This window comes from Yinghuangia sp. YIM S09857 (genome assembly GCF_051388915.1).
Lineage (GTDB): Bacteria > Actinomycetota > Actinomycetes > Streptomycetales > Streptomycetaceae > Yinghuangia.
The window spans coordinates 1-16,064 of the sequence record NZ_JBPKBH010000012.1; the positions used below are offsets into that span (position 1 = coordinate 1).

The 16,064-nt window shown below is 72.2% G+C and carries 16 protein-coding genes and 1 pseudogene; 8 read left to right on the forward strand and 9 right to left on the reverse strand.

What is annotated here, in order from left to right:
- Positions 1 to 370: pseudogene (locus tag ACRX5S_RS24315) on the forward strand (hypothetical protein); the annotation flags it as partial.
- Between the two features lie 239 nt (positions 371 to 609).
- On the opposite strand, the gene ACRX5S_RS24320 reads toward ACRX5S_RS24315, so the two are convergent.
- The gene (locus ACRX5S_RS24320; RefSeq protein ID WP_436775199.1) at positions 610 to 2,091 is read right to left on the reverse strand and encodes a GMC family oxidoreductase; all 1,482 of its coding nucleotides are present in this window, start codon (positions 2,089 to 2,091) and stop codon (positions 610 to 612) included.
- Complete coding sequence (locus ACRX5S_RS24325) at positions 2,088 to 3,317, reverse strand: DegT/DnrJ/EryC1/StrS family aminotransferase (protein ID WP_436775200.1); 1,230 nt, start codon at positions 3,315 to 3,317, stop codon at positions 2,088 to 2,090. Before ACRX5S_RS24325 ends, ACRX5S_RS24320 begins: the two co-directional genes overlap by 4 nt.
- Before the next feature lie 397 nt (positions 3,318 to 3,714).
- Here ACRX5S_RS24325 and ACRX5S_RS24330 point away from each other — a divergent pair, with 397 nt between their 5' ends.
- Positions 3,715 to 4,551, forward strand: a complete 837-nt coding sequence (locus tag ACRX5S_RS24330; RefSeq protein ID WP_436775201.1) for a zf-HC2 domain-containing protein — start codon at positions 3,715 to 3,717, stop codon at positions 4,549 to 4,551.
- A 284-nt stretch (positions 4,552 to 4,835) separates the two neighbouring features.
- Positions 4,836 to 5,192 carry a hypothetical protein gene (locus ACRX5S_RS24335; protein ID WP_436775202.1) on the forward strand — a complete coding sequence of 119 codons (357 nt, stop codon included), beginning with the start codon at positions 4,836 to 4,838 and terminating at the stop codon, positions 5,190 to 5,192.
- Between the two features lie 284 nt (positions 5,193 to 5,476).
- Here the strand turns inward: ACRX5S_RS24335 and ACRX5S_RS24340 are convergent, their stop codons facing one another.
- The 4 genes from ACRX5S_RS24340 to ACRX5S_RS24355 all read right to left on the reverse strand — a co-directional run bounded on the left by ACRX5S_RS24340 (position 5,477) and on the right by ACRX5S_RS24355 (position 8,696).
- Positions 5,477 to 6,013, reverse strand: a complete 537-nt coding sequence (locus ACRX5S_RS24340; protein WP_436775203.1) for a TetR/AcrR family transcriptional regulator — start codon at positions 6,011 to 6,013, stop codon at positions 5,477 to 5,479.
- 90 nt (positions 6,014 to 6,103) lie between these two features.
- Positions 6,104 to 6,313, reverse strand: a complete 210-nt coding sequence (locus ACRX5S_RS24345; protein WP_436775204.1) for a hypothetical protein — start codon at positions 6,311 to 6,313, stop codon at positions 6,104 to 6,106.
- A 61-nt stretch (positions 6,314 to 6,374) separates the two neighbouring features.
- Positions 6,375 to 7,340: a TerC family protein gene (locus ACRX5S_RS24350; protein WP_436775399.1), complete on the reverse strand. Its 966-nt coding sequence runs from the start codon at positions 7,338 to 7,340 to the stop codon at positions 6,375 to 6,377.
- 576 nt (positions 7,341 to 7,916) lie between these two features.
- On the reverse strand, positions 7,917 to 8,696 hold the full coding sequence (locus ACRX5S_RS24355) for a TetR/AcrR family transcriptional regulator (RefSeq protein ID WP_436775205.1): 780 nt from the start codon (positions 8,694 to 8,696) through the stop codon (positions 7,917 to 7,919).
- A 144-nt stretch (positions 8,697 to 8,840) separates the two neighbouring features.
- Here ACRX5S_RS24355 and ACRX5S_RS24360 point away from each other — a divergent pair, with 144 nt between their 5' ends.
- A complete protein-coding gene (locus ACRX5S_RS24360; RefSeq protein WP_436775206.1) occupies positions 8,841 to 8,984 on the forward strand; it encodes a hypothetical protein in 144 nt (47 codons plus the stop codon).
- Between the two features lie 19 nt (positions 8,985 to 9,003).
- Entirely contained in the window at positions 9,004 to 10,068 is a 1,065-nt protein-coding gene (gene galE / locus ACRX5S_RS24365; RefSeq protein ID WP_436775207.1) for a UDP-glucose 4-epimerase GalE, read from the forward strand.
- Between the two features lie 8 nt (positions 10,069 to 10,076).
- On the opposite strand, the gene ACRX5S_RS24370 is transcribed toward galE, so the two are convergent.
- From ACRX5S_RS24370 to ACRX5S_RS24380, 3 genes are all read right to left on the reverse strand, one after another.
- Positions 10,077 to 11,894 (reverse strand): ABC transporter ATP-binding protein, encoded by a 1,818-nt coding sequence (locus ACRX5S_RS24370; protein ID WP_436775208.1) that lies wholly within the window; start codon positions 11,892 to 11,894, stop codon positions 10,077 to 10,079.
- A gap of 241 nt (positions 11,895 to 12,135) precedes the next feature.
- Complete coding sequence (locus ACRX5S_RS24375; RefSeq protein ID WP_436775209.1) at positions 12,136 to 13,143, reverse strand: hypothetical protein; 1,008 nt, start codon at positions 13,141 to 13,143, stop codon at positions 12,136 to 12,138.
- Between the two features lie 176 nt (positions 13,144 to 13,319).
- Positions 13,320 to 13,598, reverse strand: coding sequence for a heavy-metal-associated domain-containing protein (locus ACRX5S_RS24380; RefSeq protein ID WP_436775210.1), 279 nt, complete (start codon positions 13,596 to 13,598; stop codon positions 13,320 to 13,322).
- A gap of 187 nt (positions 13,599 to 13,785) precedes the next feature.
- On the opposite strand from ACRX5S_RS24380, the gene ACRX5S_RS24385 reads away from it, so the two are divergent.
- The 3 genes from ACRX5S_RS24385 to ACRX5S_RS24395 all read left to right on the forward strand — a co-directional run.
- Entirely contained in the window at positions 13,786 to 13,938 is a 153-nt protein-coding gene (locus ACRX5S_RS24385; protein ID WP_436775211.1) for a hypothetical protein, read from the forward strand.
- A 571-nt stretch (positions 13,939 to 14,509) separates the two neighbouring features.
- Positions 14,510 to 15,127, forward strand: a complete 618-nt coding sequence (locus tag ACRX5S_RS24390) for a hypothetical protein (protein WP_436775212.1) — start codon at positions 14,510 to 14,512, stop codon at positions 15,125 to 15,127.
- Between the two features lie 105 nt (positions 15,128 to 15,232).
- A partial coding sequence (locus ACRX5S_RS24395; RefSeq protein ID WP_436775213.1) for a flotillin family protein occupies positions 15,233 to 16,064 on the forward strand: 832 nt, incomplete at its 3' end.

Sequence of the window (16,064 nt, forward strand, 5' to 3'; positions counted from 1 at the left end):
CACCGACCTGTCCTCACTCGGCGGCGACGAACTCCTCGACCAACTCATCGCCGGCGGGTTCCTGCTGTGCGGCACACCCGAAGAGGTCTGCGAGCAGGTCGCGCAGTACCAGGAAGTCGGCTGCGACCAGCTCGTGTTCGGCCTCAGCGCGAACCTGACGCACGAGGAGTACCACGAGCAGATCGAGCTGTTCGGCGAGCACGTGATCCCCGAGTTCGACAAGAACCCGGAGCACTCCACCTCGGTCTACCGCCGCAACGCGGGCGGCCCGAAGTACCCGCCGTTCAACGGCCCGGTCAACGAGGACCTGAAGCACACGGTGCTCCCGGCCAACGCGATCCTCGGCCTCGACGGGCAGCCGCAGGGCTGACACGCCGTCACACGGCTTGAGAACACCTGCCGTTCGGCCGCACAGCGGGACATGCGCGCTGTGCGGCCCTACGGCCCCACGACCACTGCCGTAGGGCCGCCCGTCTCGCGGCCACCCGCCGGACCCCCGCCGCCGCCGCGCCATGCCGACGCCGCGGCGGCGGGTTCGCGTCCGGCCCCAGCCGTGCCGGGCCCCAGACGCGTCCGCAGCCCTGTCGGGCCCCGGCCGCGTCATCGGCCTCAGCCGCGCGCGGCCACCAGTTCCGCGCCGAGTTCCGCCAGCGCGGTCACGAGCAGGTGCGTGTTGGCGCGCGGCACCGTCGGGACCACGGACGCGTCGACGATGCTCAGCCCGTCCAACCCGTGCACCCGCAACTCCGGGTCCACCACCGAGGTCTCGGGGTCGTCGCCGATCCGGCACGTGCCCACGCCGTGGTAGAAGGCGTAGTGCGCCTCGTCGATGACCCGGTCCAGGGCCTCGTCGCCGTCGTCCCGGACCCCGTTCCCGCCCGGCGTCAGGCCGGACGCCGCGACCACGCGCGCGGCGAGCCGCCAACCGTCGCGCAGCCGCGCCCGGTTGTCCGGGTCCGCCGCGAACGGCCAGACGATCCGCGCCGGATCGTCCACGGCAGCGCCGGTCGGCACGATGCTCCCCGCGCCCGTGGGCAGTTGCAGGGCGACGCTGACCTCGATCTCCCGGCTGCCGTCCGCGTTGCGGCGGGCGACGGGCGTGAGCTGGAGGTCGTGGCGTCGGTCGCTGCCGGGTGCCGTGGCGCGCGCGATGGTCTGGAGCGTCGGCGCACCCTCGGGCGTCGCCGAGGGATCCACCGGAGCACGGTACGAAATCACCAGATGGTCCGTCAGATTACCGCCGACCGCCTGGAGTTCGTGGACCGCGTTGATCCCGAGCGCACGTACGCCGGACGCCGGGCCGATCCCGGACCGCCACAGCAGCAGCGGATTCTGCACGACGCCGGCCGCCAGCACGACCTGGCCCGCCGCGACCGTGCGGCCGTCCGCCGTGACCACGCCGGTCACGCGCCCGCGCTCCACGACCAGCCGGGCGATGTGGCAGTCCCCCCACACGGTGAGGTTCGGGCGTCCCCGTGCCGCCTCCAGGTAGGCGACGGTGTTGGAGACGCGGTCGCGGCCGCTCCGGTTCATCGGAATCGGCCCTGCGCCGCTCGACCCCGGGCGGCTGTGGTCGGCGCAGAAGTCCAGCCCGGCGCCCACGCATCCGGTCACGAAGCCGCGTTGCAGCGGCGTCCAGTCCTCCTCCGGGTGCCGCACGATCGGGATCGGCCCGGCGTCGCCGTGGTACGGGTCGGTCCCGAAGTCGAGGTCGTTCTCTATCCGGTTCAGGTAGCCGAGTATCCGGTTCCAGCCCAATTCCGCGGGCCAGGAGGCGAAGTCCTCGGGCTCGGGCCGCATGGCCACCGCGCCGTTGGTGGCCGAGGAGCCCCCGACACCCCGGCCGCGCGCGTAGTTGAGCTCGCGGCCGCCGGTGGAGGTCACCCGGTCGCCCCAGTTGTACGGCCAGGCCACCGGCCGGGACAGCGTACGCAGTTCGTCGGGCAGGTCGGCGGCGCGGTGGTCGGGTCCCGCCTCGACGAGGAGCACCGTGCGGGCCGGGTCCTCGGACAGCCGCGCGGCCAGTACGCACCCGGCCGAGCCCGCGCCGACGATCACCACGTCGGCGGAGGCGGTCGTCGGCTCGGTCACGACGTCCGCCCGCCCGTGCGCTCCGCGACGAAGGCGTCGATCTGCGCGGCCACGTGGTCGATCATCTCGTCGCTGAGGCCGTGGTTGCAGGAGATGAGCATGCCGTACTCCATGACGTGGTCGGCGCCCGGCAGTCCGGCGGCGGGCTGCCGGAACCCGGCGTTCTTCATGAACGGCTGGCGGGCGGCGTTGCCGGTCCACACCACGCGCGTGTCGACGCCGCGGGCCTCCAGGAACTGCTGGAGGTCGCTGCGCCCGAACCCGGCGTCCGGCTTGATCAGGAAGCAGTACGACAGCCACGCGGTGTTGAGGCCGTCGAGCTGGCGCGGCGGGGTGAAGTAATCGGGGTGGCGGCGCAGCACCTCGGTGAAGCGGTCGAAGTTGTGCTGCCTGCGGGCGTAGTTGCGGTCGAGCTTCTTGACCTGCTCGACGCCGAAGGCGGCGCACAGTTCGTTCGGGAGGAAGTTCCAGCCCGCCTCGTCGAAGATGAACATGTTGTCGTAGTGGATGCCGTCCAGGTCGGTCCAGAAGTCGCGCGACCCGGCCTTCGAGCCGAACAGCTGGGTCTCGGAGCGGCGGCCCCAGCCGCGCAGCGTCAGGCAGCGGTCGCGCAGGTCGTCGTCGTCCAGCATGACCATGCCGCCGCTGCCCGCCGCGGTGATGATGTGCGAGAGCGAGAAGCTGGTCACCGAGATGTCGGAGCGCGCGCCGGTGGGGGTGCCGTGCAGGGTGGCGCCGACCGCGTCGCAGGAGTCCTCGATGACCTTGAGGCCGTGCCGGTCGGCGATCGCGCGGATGGCGTCCCAGTCGGGGGCGTTGCCGGCCAGGTTGGGGACGAGGATCGCGCGGGTCTTCTCGCCGATCATCTCCTCGATCCGGGTGACGTCGATCTGGAACGTGTCAGGCTCGACGTCCACGAACACCGGGACCAGGCCGGCCCGCAGCAGCGAGGACAGGTCGGTGGAGAAGGTCAACGGGGACGTGATGACCTCGGACCCGGCGGGCAGGTCGAGCAGTTCGACGGCGAGGAACAGCGCGGCGGATCCCGAACTGACCATGACGCCGTGCCGCTTGCCGGCGAGGTCGGCTATCCGGCGCTCCATCTCGGCGACGCGCGGGCCGATCCGCAGGCCGTTCTGACCTTCCGTCAGGACGGCGACGACGGCGTCGACTTCGGCCTGGTCGTAGACGGCCGTCGCGTACACGACACGGTTCTGCTCGCTCATGGGTGCTTCTCATTCCGATCGACGCCACGGGTCGGCGGGCCCGGCCTCGGACTCCCGGTCGGGACTCCGGGCGGGCAGCCCTGTCGAGGGCTCCGCCCCCGGACTCCGGCCACCGGTGCCGGGCCCGGGTGCCGCAGCCGACCCCAGAGCTTTCATAGCTATCATGGCTATGATTAACGGGCAAGGGCGGTGTCCCTTTATACGGTGATTCACGGTACTTTCCCAAGGCCGGGTGGCGTCGCCCGGCGGGAGCGACCACCTCCGCCCGGACCGTCGGGCGCCGGTCGGCCGCCGCAAGATCCGCGTTCTTCGGCAAGCGGCCATGCGCCTGCGAATGGTTCAATGACGCGGCTGATGCCCTTCAGCCGTGCGGCAGTCGGCTCAGGAGGACGTCGAAATGCCTTTGTCGTGTGAGGAAGTGCGGTCGCGCCTGGCCGCATACCGTTTGGACACACTGTCGTTGGACCGACGCCGCGAGGTCGGCACGCACATGGCCGACTGCGTCGTCTGCCGCGAGGACTGGAACAAGCACCGGTGGGACTCCTCCGCCCGGCACACGCTCGTCGAGGAGCTGAAGCTGTTCCTCGGCCCGGCGTACATCCCGTATTTCGACCCGGCATGGGTGGAGAACGAGCAGCGCGGCAGCGGGTTGGACGGGGTCGAGACGTTTCGCCGCAGCATGGCGCGCATGTACGGACTGGCGGTCTGGGGGGCGAGCGGCAGCCGTCCCGACTACGTCGAGGCGGGTATACCACTGCTCTGGGCCGCGGGCGTGCGCACGGTGGTGGACTACGGCTGCGGGCTCGGCAACGACGCGATACCGCTGGCCAAAGCCGGTTTCTCGGTCACCGGGGACGAGGTCGACTCGGCGTCCCTCAGCTTCATGCTCTGGCGGCTGCGCCGCAGACCGACGCTGATGCGCCCCAGGCTCCAGCCGGTCCGCTCGGCCCCCGTTCCGGACGCGATATGGGCGATCCACGCACTCAACCTGCTGTCCGACGAGGAGCACCACATCTGGGAACTCCTGCGCACCGTGCGGATCGTGGTCACGGACAACCTGCTGAACCGGTACGACCCCGGCATGATGGGCTACCCCGCGCACCTGCGGCGGCGCAACGCGCACGACGTGGCGTCGCTGCTGGAGGACCACGGGTTCAGCGCCGACGACCCGACGAGCCAGGCGCCGGTCATCCTGTGGACGCGCCGCAGGCGGTCACTCGGCCTGGCCGCCTGACGCCGCCTCCTCGGTCGGGCATGGTGAGCGGGCGGCGAGGCGGCGGCGCGCACGAGCGAGCGTGCTGCGGGTCGTGGGCGCGGATCGGCGGACCGCCGCGGCGTGAGCCGGGCAGCCGGTGCACGAACGTTCCTCCTCGACGGCCTCGGCACGCCTGCGCACATACGCATCCGCACGGAGCCCGGCGGGGGCGTAATCCCGCCGCTACGGTAGGGGGCTCGGCTTGCCGGAACAGGGCGGCCGGGCCACCGGGGTCCGGCCGGCCGCTGTCCGGGAGAGGGGCGATGATGCGTCGTTTGGCAGGTACGGCGGTGGGGCTGGCAGTGGGCCTCACCCTGTTCGCCGGTCCGGTCGCGGGGGCCGCGCCGAGCGGACCGGGAGCCGGAGCCGCACAGGCCCGGGCCGCCGCGGCAGCGCAGCCCGCCGCGGCCGCGCAGGGCGCCCCGGCGGAACAGGCACCGCAGGCGCCGAGGGCCGCGGCCAAGGCGGAGAACCCGGCGGCGCACGCCCCGGCCGCCACGAAGAAGAAGAAAAAGAAGAAGAAGAGCAAGTTCGGCGCCGGCCTGATCATCGGCATCGTGGTCGGCGTCCTGGTCATCGGGCTTCTGATCTTCTTCCTGCTCAAGCGCCGGGGCGACTGACCGGAATCCGACGCCGTGCGGGGGGCGGCGGGCGCGACCAGAGCGGCGACGCGGGCGACACCGCCGTACGCCGCGAGGGCGCGCGGCCCACGCGAAGCCGGGCACGGGCCCGCGCGAAGCCGGGCACGGGGCCGCGCGAAGCCGGGCACGGGGCCGCGCGAGGCCGGGCGCGAGGCCGCTGGGCCTGCGCGGGGGCACCGGGGACGACGCGGTGTGTGGCGACAACGCGGCGGCGCGGCAAGGGGCGCGCGCCGCCGCGACTCGCCCGCGGGCGGCTCCGTCCCTCAGCGCAGGACCAGCCTCAGCAGTCCCTCGCGCAGATCGTCGCGGCGGCCGCAGACCAGCTCCTCCATCGTGATGTCGAAGCCCATGGCCACGACCATATGGGCGATGGGCACCGGGTCCTCCCAGCCCAGGGCGACGAGTTCGGGGACGACCAAGTCCCGTGTGCGGGCGTTGCGGACGCGTGTCTCGTCGTACAAGTCCGGTTCCGTACGCGCCTGGACGAGCAGGGCCCGGGTCCCCGTGGTCTCCAGGCTCGCGTCCAGGTATCCGTGCAGCCCGGCCGATATGCGCTCGCGGCCCGGGGGCAGGCCGTCGATCTCGGCGAGAACACGCGCCTCCAAGGCGTCGTGGTATTTGCCGTGCAGCGCCACCAGGTAACTGAGGCGATCCCGGAAGTGCTGGTAGAAGCTGCCCTTGGCCATGCCCGCCGCCTCCACCACGGCGTTCACCGACATCCTGGACAGCCCCCGCACCTCGGCGACTTCGAGTCCGGCGCGCAGGAGCGCCTCCCTCCCCGGTCCGGCTGGTCGTGCCATCAATCACCTCTCCGGGGCCGCCAAGTGCACCGACGTGCTTGTCAGTTCGATGTCCCGCGAACACCTTATGACCGGCCGCCCGGCCGACGGTCAGTGGTGGCCGGCGTGGCGCCGCGGGTCCGTGTGCATCCACTCGGGGACGAACTCGGGGCACTCGGGGTTGTGGCATGGTCCGGCCACCCAGACGGGGAACGACACCCCCATCGTCTTGTGACGCTCCGGAACCGTCGCGACCGGTTTGCCGCAGGTCGGGCAGACGTACGCGGCGTCCGGTGTCCTCATCCGCTCCTGCTCGTTCATGCCACGATTTTACGACTATTTGTGAAGAATATGGACTTTTCGCAGCACGCATCGGCAACTGTCAACCGTGGCCGTCCTCTTCGGACTCCGACGACGCGGGCGGGCGCACGATGCTGAGCGTGACCGACACCGCCAGGACGACCACGATCACCGCCAGGCTCACCAGCGACGGGATCTCCGGCACGTCCTTGCTGATCGTCTCGTGCGAGGCCTGGAGGACCAGCTTGAACGCGATGAAGCCGAGGATGAACGCGATCCCCCGGTCCAGGTAGGCGAACCGGTCGAGCATCTCCGCGAGCAGGAAGTACAGCGCCCGCAGGCCCAGGATCGCGAACGCGTTGCTGGTGTAGACGACGAAGGTGTCGCTGCTGACCGCGAGCACGGCGGGCACGCTGTCCACCGCGAAGACCAGGTCGGCCGCCTCGATCGCGGCGACCACCGCGAGCAGCGGCGTGGCCACGAGCCGACCGCCCTCGCGGACGAAGAAGTGGTGCCCCGCGTACTCGTCGCGCACCGGCACGACCTTGCGCAGCGCCTTGACCGCGATGCTCTTGCCCGGGTCGAAGGACTCCTCCTGCCCGCGCGCGATCTTGTACGTGCTCCAGGCGAGCACCGCGGCGAACAGGAACAGCACCCAGGCGAACCGGCTGACGATCGCGACGCCGAGCGCCAGGAAGACGCCACGGAACACGAGCGCCCCGATGACCCCGAAGAACAGCACCCGGTGCTGGTCCTCCCGGGGCACGCGGAAGTACGCGAAGATCAGCGTGAACACGAAGAGGTTGTCGACCGACAGACTCTTCTCCAGCAGCCAGGCGGTCGTGTACTCGGTCCCGGCGTCGACCCCGACCACCGCGTAGACCAGCCCGCCGAAGGCGATCGCCAGCCCGATCCACACCGCGCTCCACGCCGCGGCCTCGCGGAATCCGATGACGTGTTCCCTGCGGTGCGCGAACAGGTCGACCGCGAGCGACACCACGACCACGACGGCGAAGACAAGCCACAGCCAGAACGGCACGTCGTACACGAGATCGGACCTCACAAACCGCGTGGCTCGGGCGTGGCGGAGCAATACCCCTCATCCGAGTCTGCGCCTCGCGCGGTGCGCTGTCGTCCGCAGAGCACGTGCGGGGAGGCATGCGGGGGGGGTGCGGTGGCGGACGCGCGGATCCCTCCGGGACCGGGGCCGCGGTTGGGGAGGTGAAGCGGGTGACGCGCGAATCCCTTCGGGACCGGGGCCACGGTTGGGGAGGTGAAGCGGGTGACGCGCGGATCCCTTCGGGACCGGGGCCGCGGTTGGGGAGGTGAAGCGGGTGACGCGCGGTATGGGCGCGCGACGGCGGGCTGACGCGGCGGCGGGCGCCTCGACGGGCCGACGCGGCGACGCGGCAGAGCGGCGACGCGGCAGAGCGGCGACGCGGCAGAGCGGCAGAGCGGCGGAGCGGCAGAGCGGCGGTGGCGGCGGTGGCGGAGCGGCAGAGCGGCGGTGGCGGCGGTGGCGCGGCGGTGGCGGCGGTGGCGGCGGTGGCGGCGGCGCGGCGGTGGCGGCGGTGGCGGCGGTGGCGGTGGCGCGGCGGTGGCGGTGGCGGTGGCGCGGCGGAACTCACGGCACCTTCCACGCGTCCATCAGTGCGTCGAGCCCGCGGATGAACTCGTTCCCCCCTCCCCCGTCGGCCATCAGCGGAGCGAGTTCGCGCAGGTGCGGGAAGTCGGTGCGCAGGCGGTGCAGGCCCAGGCGGATCGCCGGTTCGGGGTCGTCGGGTGCGTCGACGACGGCGCGCAGGTCGACGACGGCGTATCCGAGGACCCACCCGCTGAAGGCCCGGTACGCGCCGACCGCCGACCGCCGGTCGACGCCCGCGTCCATGAACAGGCCCATCACCCGCTCCGGGAGCCGCAGCACCGCGGCCGGGCGGCGGGCCAGCGGGACCGACAGCAGGCGCGTGGTGACCAGGGGCAGGACGTGCGGGTGCGAGGAGGCCACGTCCAGCAGCGTGCGGCCGATGCGGTGCAGTTCGGTGCGGACCTTGCGGGCGGGGCGGCCCTCGTCCAGGCGGCGGTTGGCCTCCGCGAAGATGACCTCGACCAGGCCGTCCAGCACGCCGTCCTTGCTGTGCGCATAGTGGTAGAGCGCCATCGCCTCCACGCCGAGGTCGCCCGCGAGGCGGCGCATGCTCAGCGCGTCCAGCCCTTCCGCGTCGACCAGTTCGAGCGCCGCCTCCAGGACGCGGGGGGGGGGGGGGGGGGGGGGGGGGGAGGGGGTGGTTGGGGGGGTGGTGGACTGCANCGCGTCCAGCCCTTCCGCGTCGACCAGTTCGAGCGCCGCCTCCAGGACGCGCGCGCGGCTCAGCCTGCCGCGCGCGGGCTCTGTCTCGTCGGTCATGGCACCCTCCAACCGATCACTTGCGGAGCCTGATGCCGGGGTGTATCACTGTATATATACACCGTAAATATACGAAATAACCTTAATACACATATTTACGGAAAGCCCAGAAATCCCCCTCTGGGGGGTACGGAGCCGGTCGGAATGGCGCACGACGAAGCGGCCCTCGCCGCCCGGATCACGCGACCGTCCTTCGGGAACGCCGTCCGCGTGACGGCGGCCGTCGTGTCACTCGCCGCGCCCTGCCCGGTCTGCCCTGCCCACATGGCCGCGGCCCTCCACCGGTGATCCGGAAAGGAGCAGTCCGATGCACGGCAATCCGCTCGTCCTGGTCACCGGGGGCGCCGGGTTCATCGGCAGCCACACCTGCGTCGAACTGCTGGCGCACGACTGGGACGTCGTAGTCGTCGACGACCACTCGAACAGCTCGCCGCGCGCACTGGAGCGCATCGAGGCGGTCGCCCGCCGCAAGCTGCGCGGCGCGTACGCGGTCGACCTGCTAGACCGCCCGGCGCTGTCCGCGGTGTTCGACGCGCACCCGGTCGACGCCGTGGTGCACTTCGCCGCCCGCAAGGCGGTCGGCGAGTCCGTGCGGATGCCCGCGGAGTACTACGACACCAACATCGGGGCGACGACCGCGCTGCTGCGCGTCATGGGCGAGCACGATGTGCGGAGGCTGGTGTTCTCCTCATCCTGCTCGGTCTACGGGGACGCGGCGCGGCAGCCCGTCGACGAGCGCGCCCCGGCGCGGCCGACCAACCCGTACGCGCAGTCCAAGCACCTGTGCGAGACCGTCATCGCCGACGTCGCCCGGCGCCGCCCCGGCTTCTCCGCGCTGTCGCTGCGCTGCTTCAACCCGATCGGCGCGCACCCCGGCGGGCTGCTCGGCGAGGACCCGCGCGGCGAACCCGGGAACCTGCTGCCGTACATCGCACAGGTCGCGGTACGCCGCCGTGACCACGTGCCGGTGTTCGGCGACGACTACGCCACTCCCGACGGCACCGGCGTGCGCGACTACACCCACGTCCTGGACGTCGCGGAGGCGCACCGGCTGGCGCTGCGCCACGTCGCCGACCGACCCGGCGCGACCGTCTACAACATCGGCACCGGGCGCGGCACGTCGGTCCTGGACCTGATCGCCGCGTTCGGCGACGCCAGCGGCCGGGAGATCCCGTATCGCATCGAGGGCCGCCGGCCCGGGGACGTCGCGACGCTGGTCGCCGACGCGCACGCGGTCCGGAACGCCTGGGGCCGGCACGCCACCCGCGGCATCGCGGACATGTGCCGCGATGCCTGGACCTTCCAGCAGCGCAACCCCCGGGGCTACGCCGACCCGACGACGCGACCGCCGGAACCACGTCAGCCGGCCTGAGGATGCCACTACGGCAAGCCTCTGCCGGTGCCGCCGATCGGTGCCGCTGCGCCGGTCGAACCGGGCGCGACGTCGCCGCTCGAACCGGGCGCGACGTCGCCGTCGAGGAACCCGCCGGACTGATGCCGCCAGAGTTTCGCGTACGTCCCCTGGCGGGCCAGCAACTCGGCGTGCGTGCCCCGTTCGACGACGGCGCCCCGGTCGAGCACGACGAGCTGGTCCATCTGCGCGACCGTGCTGAGCCGGTGTGCCACGACGAGCGCGGTGCGGCCCTCCATCAGCTCCCACAGCGCCTGCTGCACGAGGAGTTCGCTCTCCGAGTCCAGCGCGCTGGTGGCCTCGTCCAGCAGCAGGATGGGCGCGTCCCGCAGGATCGCCCGGGCCAGGGCGACGCGCTGGCGCTGCCCGCCGGAGAGCTTGATGCCGCGTTCGCCGACCACCGTGTCGAAGCCGTCCGGCAGCGCCTCGGCGAACTCGGTGACGTGCGCGGCGCGGGCCGCGCGCATGATCTCCGCGTCGTCGGCGCCCGGGCGCGCGAAGGCGATGTTGTCGCGCAGCGAGCGGTGGAACATCGCGGGGTCCTGCGGCACGTACGCGATCTGGCTGCGCACGTCGGCCTGCCGCAGCTTGGCGATGTCCTGGCCGCCGATGAGGATGCGCCCGCCGTCGACGTCCATGAAGCGCAGCAGCAGCCGGGTCAGCGAGCTCTTGCCGCCGCCGGAGCGACCGACCAGTCCGAGCTTCGAACCGCTGGGCACGTCGAGGTCGAGCCCGGCGAAGAGCGGCGCGCCGCCGCCATACGCGAAGGTCACGTCGGCGAACCGCACGTCGGCCGCGGCGGGGCGCAGTTGCTCGGGCGCCGGCGGGTCGACGACCGTGGGCGGGTCCAGGAGGAGTTCGGTGAACTGAGCGGCCTCGGTCAGGGCGCTCTCCAACCGCCGGTAGATCTGGTTGAACTCGAACATGATGCGCGTCGCGCTGCCGTAGTAGGCGAAGGCGACGACCGTCGCCTCGACGCCGAGGCCGCCGTCGAGCGTGACGGCGAGCAGCAGCCCCAGCGCGTTGGCCAGCACCGACAACGGGGCCACCAGCATGTCGATGCGCAGGTTGCCGTAGTCCCAGGAGCGCAGGGACAGCCGTCGGCTCTCGGCGACCCGCGACCTGTGCTCGGCGGCCTCCTGCTCCTCGGCGGCGAAGGCCCGCACGGTGTCCATGTTGGTCAGACTGTCGGCGACGTGCCCGGAGACCCGGGCGATCGCCGCCTCGCGCTCGTCCACCAGAACCTGGCGGCGGCGGATCAGCGGCGCGATGACGGTGCCGGTGACCAGCAGCATGCCGATCAGGACGGCGACCAGCACCGGGCTGTAGAACCACAGCACGACCGAGGCGAAGACGAGCGGGACGAGGTTGGCGACCACCGAGAAGGCGAGGGTGTCGACGAACTCCTCGTAGCGTGCGGCGAAGCTGAGGACGCGCTTGGTCAGCGAGCCGGCGAAGTTGTCGTGGAAGAACGCGGCGTCCTTGGCCAGGAGTTCGTTCATGCCGCGGACGTACAGGCTCTCCATGCCCCGGGCGTCGGTGCGGTTGAGGCAGTGGATGCCGATGCGCCACAGGATTTCGGCGAGCAGGCCGACCCCGGCGAAGGCGAGCACGTACGGGAGCACCGAGGTGCCGCCGCCGGCCAGGTGGCCGACGAGGGCGCCGACCAGCAGCGGCGCGACGTAGTGCAGCAGGATGTTGCCCAGGGCGGGCAGCAGGAGCGCGGGTACGGCGACGCGGCGGTTGCGCGACAGTTCGCGGCCGTAGAAGCGGAGCGCCAGAAACACGGCCGATTTGCGCTTCGGTGGACTGGGGCTGTCTTCCCCGGATCCGGGCGCGGACACTCGTCCCCCTCGGAGTGGTCAGCATGCGGTGGACCCATGCTGCCGCAAAGGGGGACGGACCACGACGGATTAAAACGGGCCCCCGGCGGCGGGGGCCCGTGGGTCGGCGGGTGCGGATTCCGAGGCTCGGCGGGTGTGCTTGGCGGTGTGCTTGCCGGGGGCTGCGGACGTTGCCTCCAGGGGCTCAGTGGTCGTGGCCGTCGGACGGCTCACCGGTCGCCGGGGGCGCGACCGGGGTGGTCGGCACGGCGGTCGGCGAGGTCGGGTCCGGGGTGCCGACGCGCACCGTGAACTCGGCGGTGCGGACGACTCCTTCGTGCTGGAAGTCGAGGTAGAGGCGGTAGTTGCCCGGGCTGGGCGCCTGCGCGTGAAAGCCGACGCCGGGACCGGCCGGGGTCTTGCCGTCGCCGGGCTCGCCCTCCGGGTGGACGTGGAGGTACGCGAGGTCGCCCTGGCGCAGCACGACGAGGTGGCCGTACGCGCCGAGGTACGGCTGGAGGTCGGTCACCGGGCGGCCGTCCTTGGACACGTTGAGGGTGAGCACGCCTTCGGACGTGGTGAGGTCGCCTTCGAGGGTCACCGTGTAGCCGTCGACCTCGGCGGTACGCGCGGGCGCGGGCAGCGGGGTGGCACGGTAGTCGCCCGAGACCGAGACGTCGGCGCCGAGGGTGAGGCCGCCCGCGGGGTCGCCGGCCGGGGTGAAGTCGGCGAAGACGCGGTAGTCGCCGGCGGCGGCGAAGGTCAGCGGCACGCTCCAGGTGCCGTCGGCGCCGAGCACGGGGTGCACGTGCTGGAACCCGGACAGGTCGCGGCGCGCGACGATCAGGTGCAGGTCCTTCTCGTGGGCGGGCTGGTAGCGCGTCCAGGGCTTGCCGTCGGGGCCGAGGATCCGGAAGCGGAAGTCGGCCGGGACGCCTACCGCGAGCGGGTCGCCGGAGGGGACGAGCGTGTAGCCGCGCTCGGAGACGCGGAGTCCGCCGGGTTCCTCGGCCGCGGCGGGGGCGGCGGAGGCGGGGGCGCTGGGTGCGTTGCCCGGTGGTGGGGACTGCGGGGCCTTGTCGGCACCGTGGCCGCCGTGCGCGGGCTTGGGGTCGGAGCCGACCGGGCCGATGGCGTTGCCCACGCCGAAGGCGGCGCCGAACGCCAAGGTGATGCCGACTCCGAAAGCGCCGACCCGGGTGACGGTGTTCATCGTCCGCTCCTTCTCGCGTGGTGTGTTGTGGTCGGTGGTGCGCCGGACGGTGGCCCAGGCGCGACGTGCGCGGCGAATTCCTCTGCCGGACAAGGGAGTTCGCTGGTGTTTCGTGCTGTGGAACCCGGGTTCCGGTGCGGGGGCGCCGGCGGGTGACCGACGCCCCCGCGTTCGCCTCAGTTGCAGCTGCCGCAGCAGCTCGCGCCCTGGGCGGGCGCCTCGGCGGGTGCGGCGACCTCGTACCCGGCCTCGGTGACCGCGGCGGCAACCGCGGCGTCGTCGAGGGCGCCGTCCGAGGCGACGGTGACGCGTCCGCTTGCCAGGTCGACCTGGACCCCGGTCACCCCGGCCACCTTGCGGACCTCGGCGGTGACGGACGAGACGCAGTGGCCGCAGGTCATGCCCATGACGGTGTACGTGGTCGTGGTCGCGCTGGTCGCTGCGGGCGTGCTCATGGCGGAGCCTCCTGGTTCCGGGACCGCGTTCGCGGCGGCCCGTTCGATCGGTACGCCTCCACTACATACCCCTAGGGGGTATCTCGTCAACCCCTGCCGCGTCGCCGCTCCGATGTTTTGCATAGGATACCCCCCTAGGGTACATTCCCGGACAGGTACGTGTGCCCTACTTCTCCTGGAGATGAAGATGCGACAGTCCCCCGCGGCGGACGTCCTGCGCCGCGTCGCCGCGCACCCGGCGGCGCGCTGTGCGGCGTCCTGCCTGGTCAGCGCGGCACTGCGGCGCCTCAACGCGCACGACGCGGAACGTTCGGGCGTCCGGACGAGTGGCTGCCGCTGAATCCGCCACGCGAACCGTTCCGGCGGCGGATTACCGGGGCGGGCGAGCGGAGAACGGCCCGCGACGTCCTCCTCCCGTCAAAGGCCGAATGCAGCGCGCACTGGCCGCCTCGTTGTCCGCCGCGGCCGCCCTCGCGCGCCGCGACCGCACCCGTGCGCGTGGGCGCGCGTCCCGGCCGCATCTGTGGACGCCGCGTCGGACACCCCTGTCACCCTCGCGCCACCGACCGCCGGCGCCCTGACCGCCGCCGCGCCTTCCTCCGCCCGCTCGCCCACAACCCCCGCCCCGCGTGCGAGTTGGGCGGGGCGACCATGGGCTCGTGTCTGCTCCTCCTCGTTCGGCTCGCGCGATCCTGCACGTCCGTGTGCTCACGCGCGTTCGCTCGGCGGCGGGGTGCACAAAAGAGGCGTCGAGATTGCCGGGATCCGGCAATGCGGTGGGCGGCACGGCAGCGCAGGATCGGCGTGGGGGGCAACAGAGCAGGCCCCGTCGCCGACATCCATCAGCAGTCCCCACTGGGCGGCGGGGCCTCCCACCGAGCGTTGGGGCACGGACGTCGAGAGGGGGGCCGGTGGCGGAGTTCGTCGGGGCGTTGTTCGCGTTTCCCGCAATGGTGTTCACGTTCGCGCTGGTCGTCGTGCTGGCGTTCTGGCTGTGCGTGCTGGCGGGAGCGCTGGACCACGACGCGTTCGAGGCGGATGCCGGGAGTGACGCGTTCGGCCTCGGCGGGGTGCCCGTCACGGTGGCCGTGTCGCTGGTCGTCGCGCTCGCCTGGGCCCTGAGCCTGGTCGGCGGCATCCTGCTGCACCGGGCCGAACTCCCCGATACCGGCTACGCGTTGGCTGCCACCGGCGTTCTCGCCGCGGCGGTCGCCGGGGCCTGGGTGGCGATGCGGATCCTGGTGCGGCCCCTGCGGCACCTCTTCCCCGACGAACCCGGGCCGTCCCTGTTCGACCTCGTCGGCCGCACCTGCACGATCCGCACGGGGCGGGTCGACGCGGCCTTCGGCCAGGCCGAGGTGACCGGGCGGGACGGCGGCACCGCGATCGTCCAGGTACGCCAGTTCGGCGCCGACCACCTGGTGGCCGGCGGAACCGGACTGCTGTACGCGTACGACGACACCGGGGAGTTCTTCTGGGTCGCGCCCTTCGACGCGGCACTGCCGGACCCGGAAGCCCCTCTCCCCTAGGTCGTGTCTTCCCGGCACGTCCGGGACCGAAGCACCCGGGCGCCGCCGCGCGCCCGTCCGAGCGCCGCCGCACGCACGCGAGCCGCGCCGATCACGAGGATTGCCATGAACCCCATCGCACTGACGTTCGGCGTGCTCGTCGCCGTCGTCCTGCTCGTCGGCATCACCCTGCTGCTGGTCGTGAGCCGCCTGTTCCGCAAGGTGGAGCAGGGCAAGGCGCTCATCGTCTCGAAGGTCCGCAAGGTGGACGTGACGTTCACCGGACAGGTCGTGCTGCCCATCCTGCACAAGGCCGAGACGATGGACATCTCGGTCAAGACCATCGACATCGCGCGCACCGGCCGGGACGGCCTGATCTGCCGCGACAACATCCGGGCCGACATCCGCATCTCCTTCTTCGTCCGGGTCAACAAGACCGTCGAGGACGTCAAGAAGGTCGCGCAGGCCATCGGCACCGTGCGGGCCAGCGACCAGGCCACGTTGCAGGCGTTGTTCAGCGCGAAGTTCTCCGAGGCGCTCAAGACCGTCGGCAAGCAACTGGACTTCACCGACCTCTACACGCAGCGCGAGGAGTTCCGCGACCGGATCATCCAGGTGATCGGCACCGACCTCAACGGCTACAGCCTTGAGGACGCCGCGATCGACTACCTGGAGCAGACCCCGCTCGCCCAGCTCGACGCCGCGAACATCCTGGACGCCCAGGGCATCCGCAAGATCACCGAGCTGACCGCGGCCGAGCACGTGCGCACGAACCAGTTCCGGCGTACCGAGGAGAAGGAGATCACCCGGCAGAACGTCGAGGCCCGCGAAGCCATCCTGGAGCTGGAGCGCCGCCAGGCGGATGCGGAGACCCGGCAGCAGCGCGAGGTCGAGACGGTCCGGGCGCGCGAGCAGGCGGAGACCACCCGGGTGCAGGAGGAGGAGCGGGGGGGGGGGG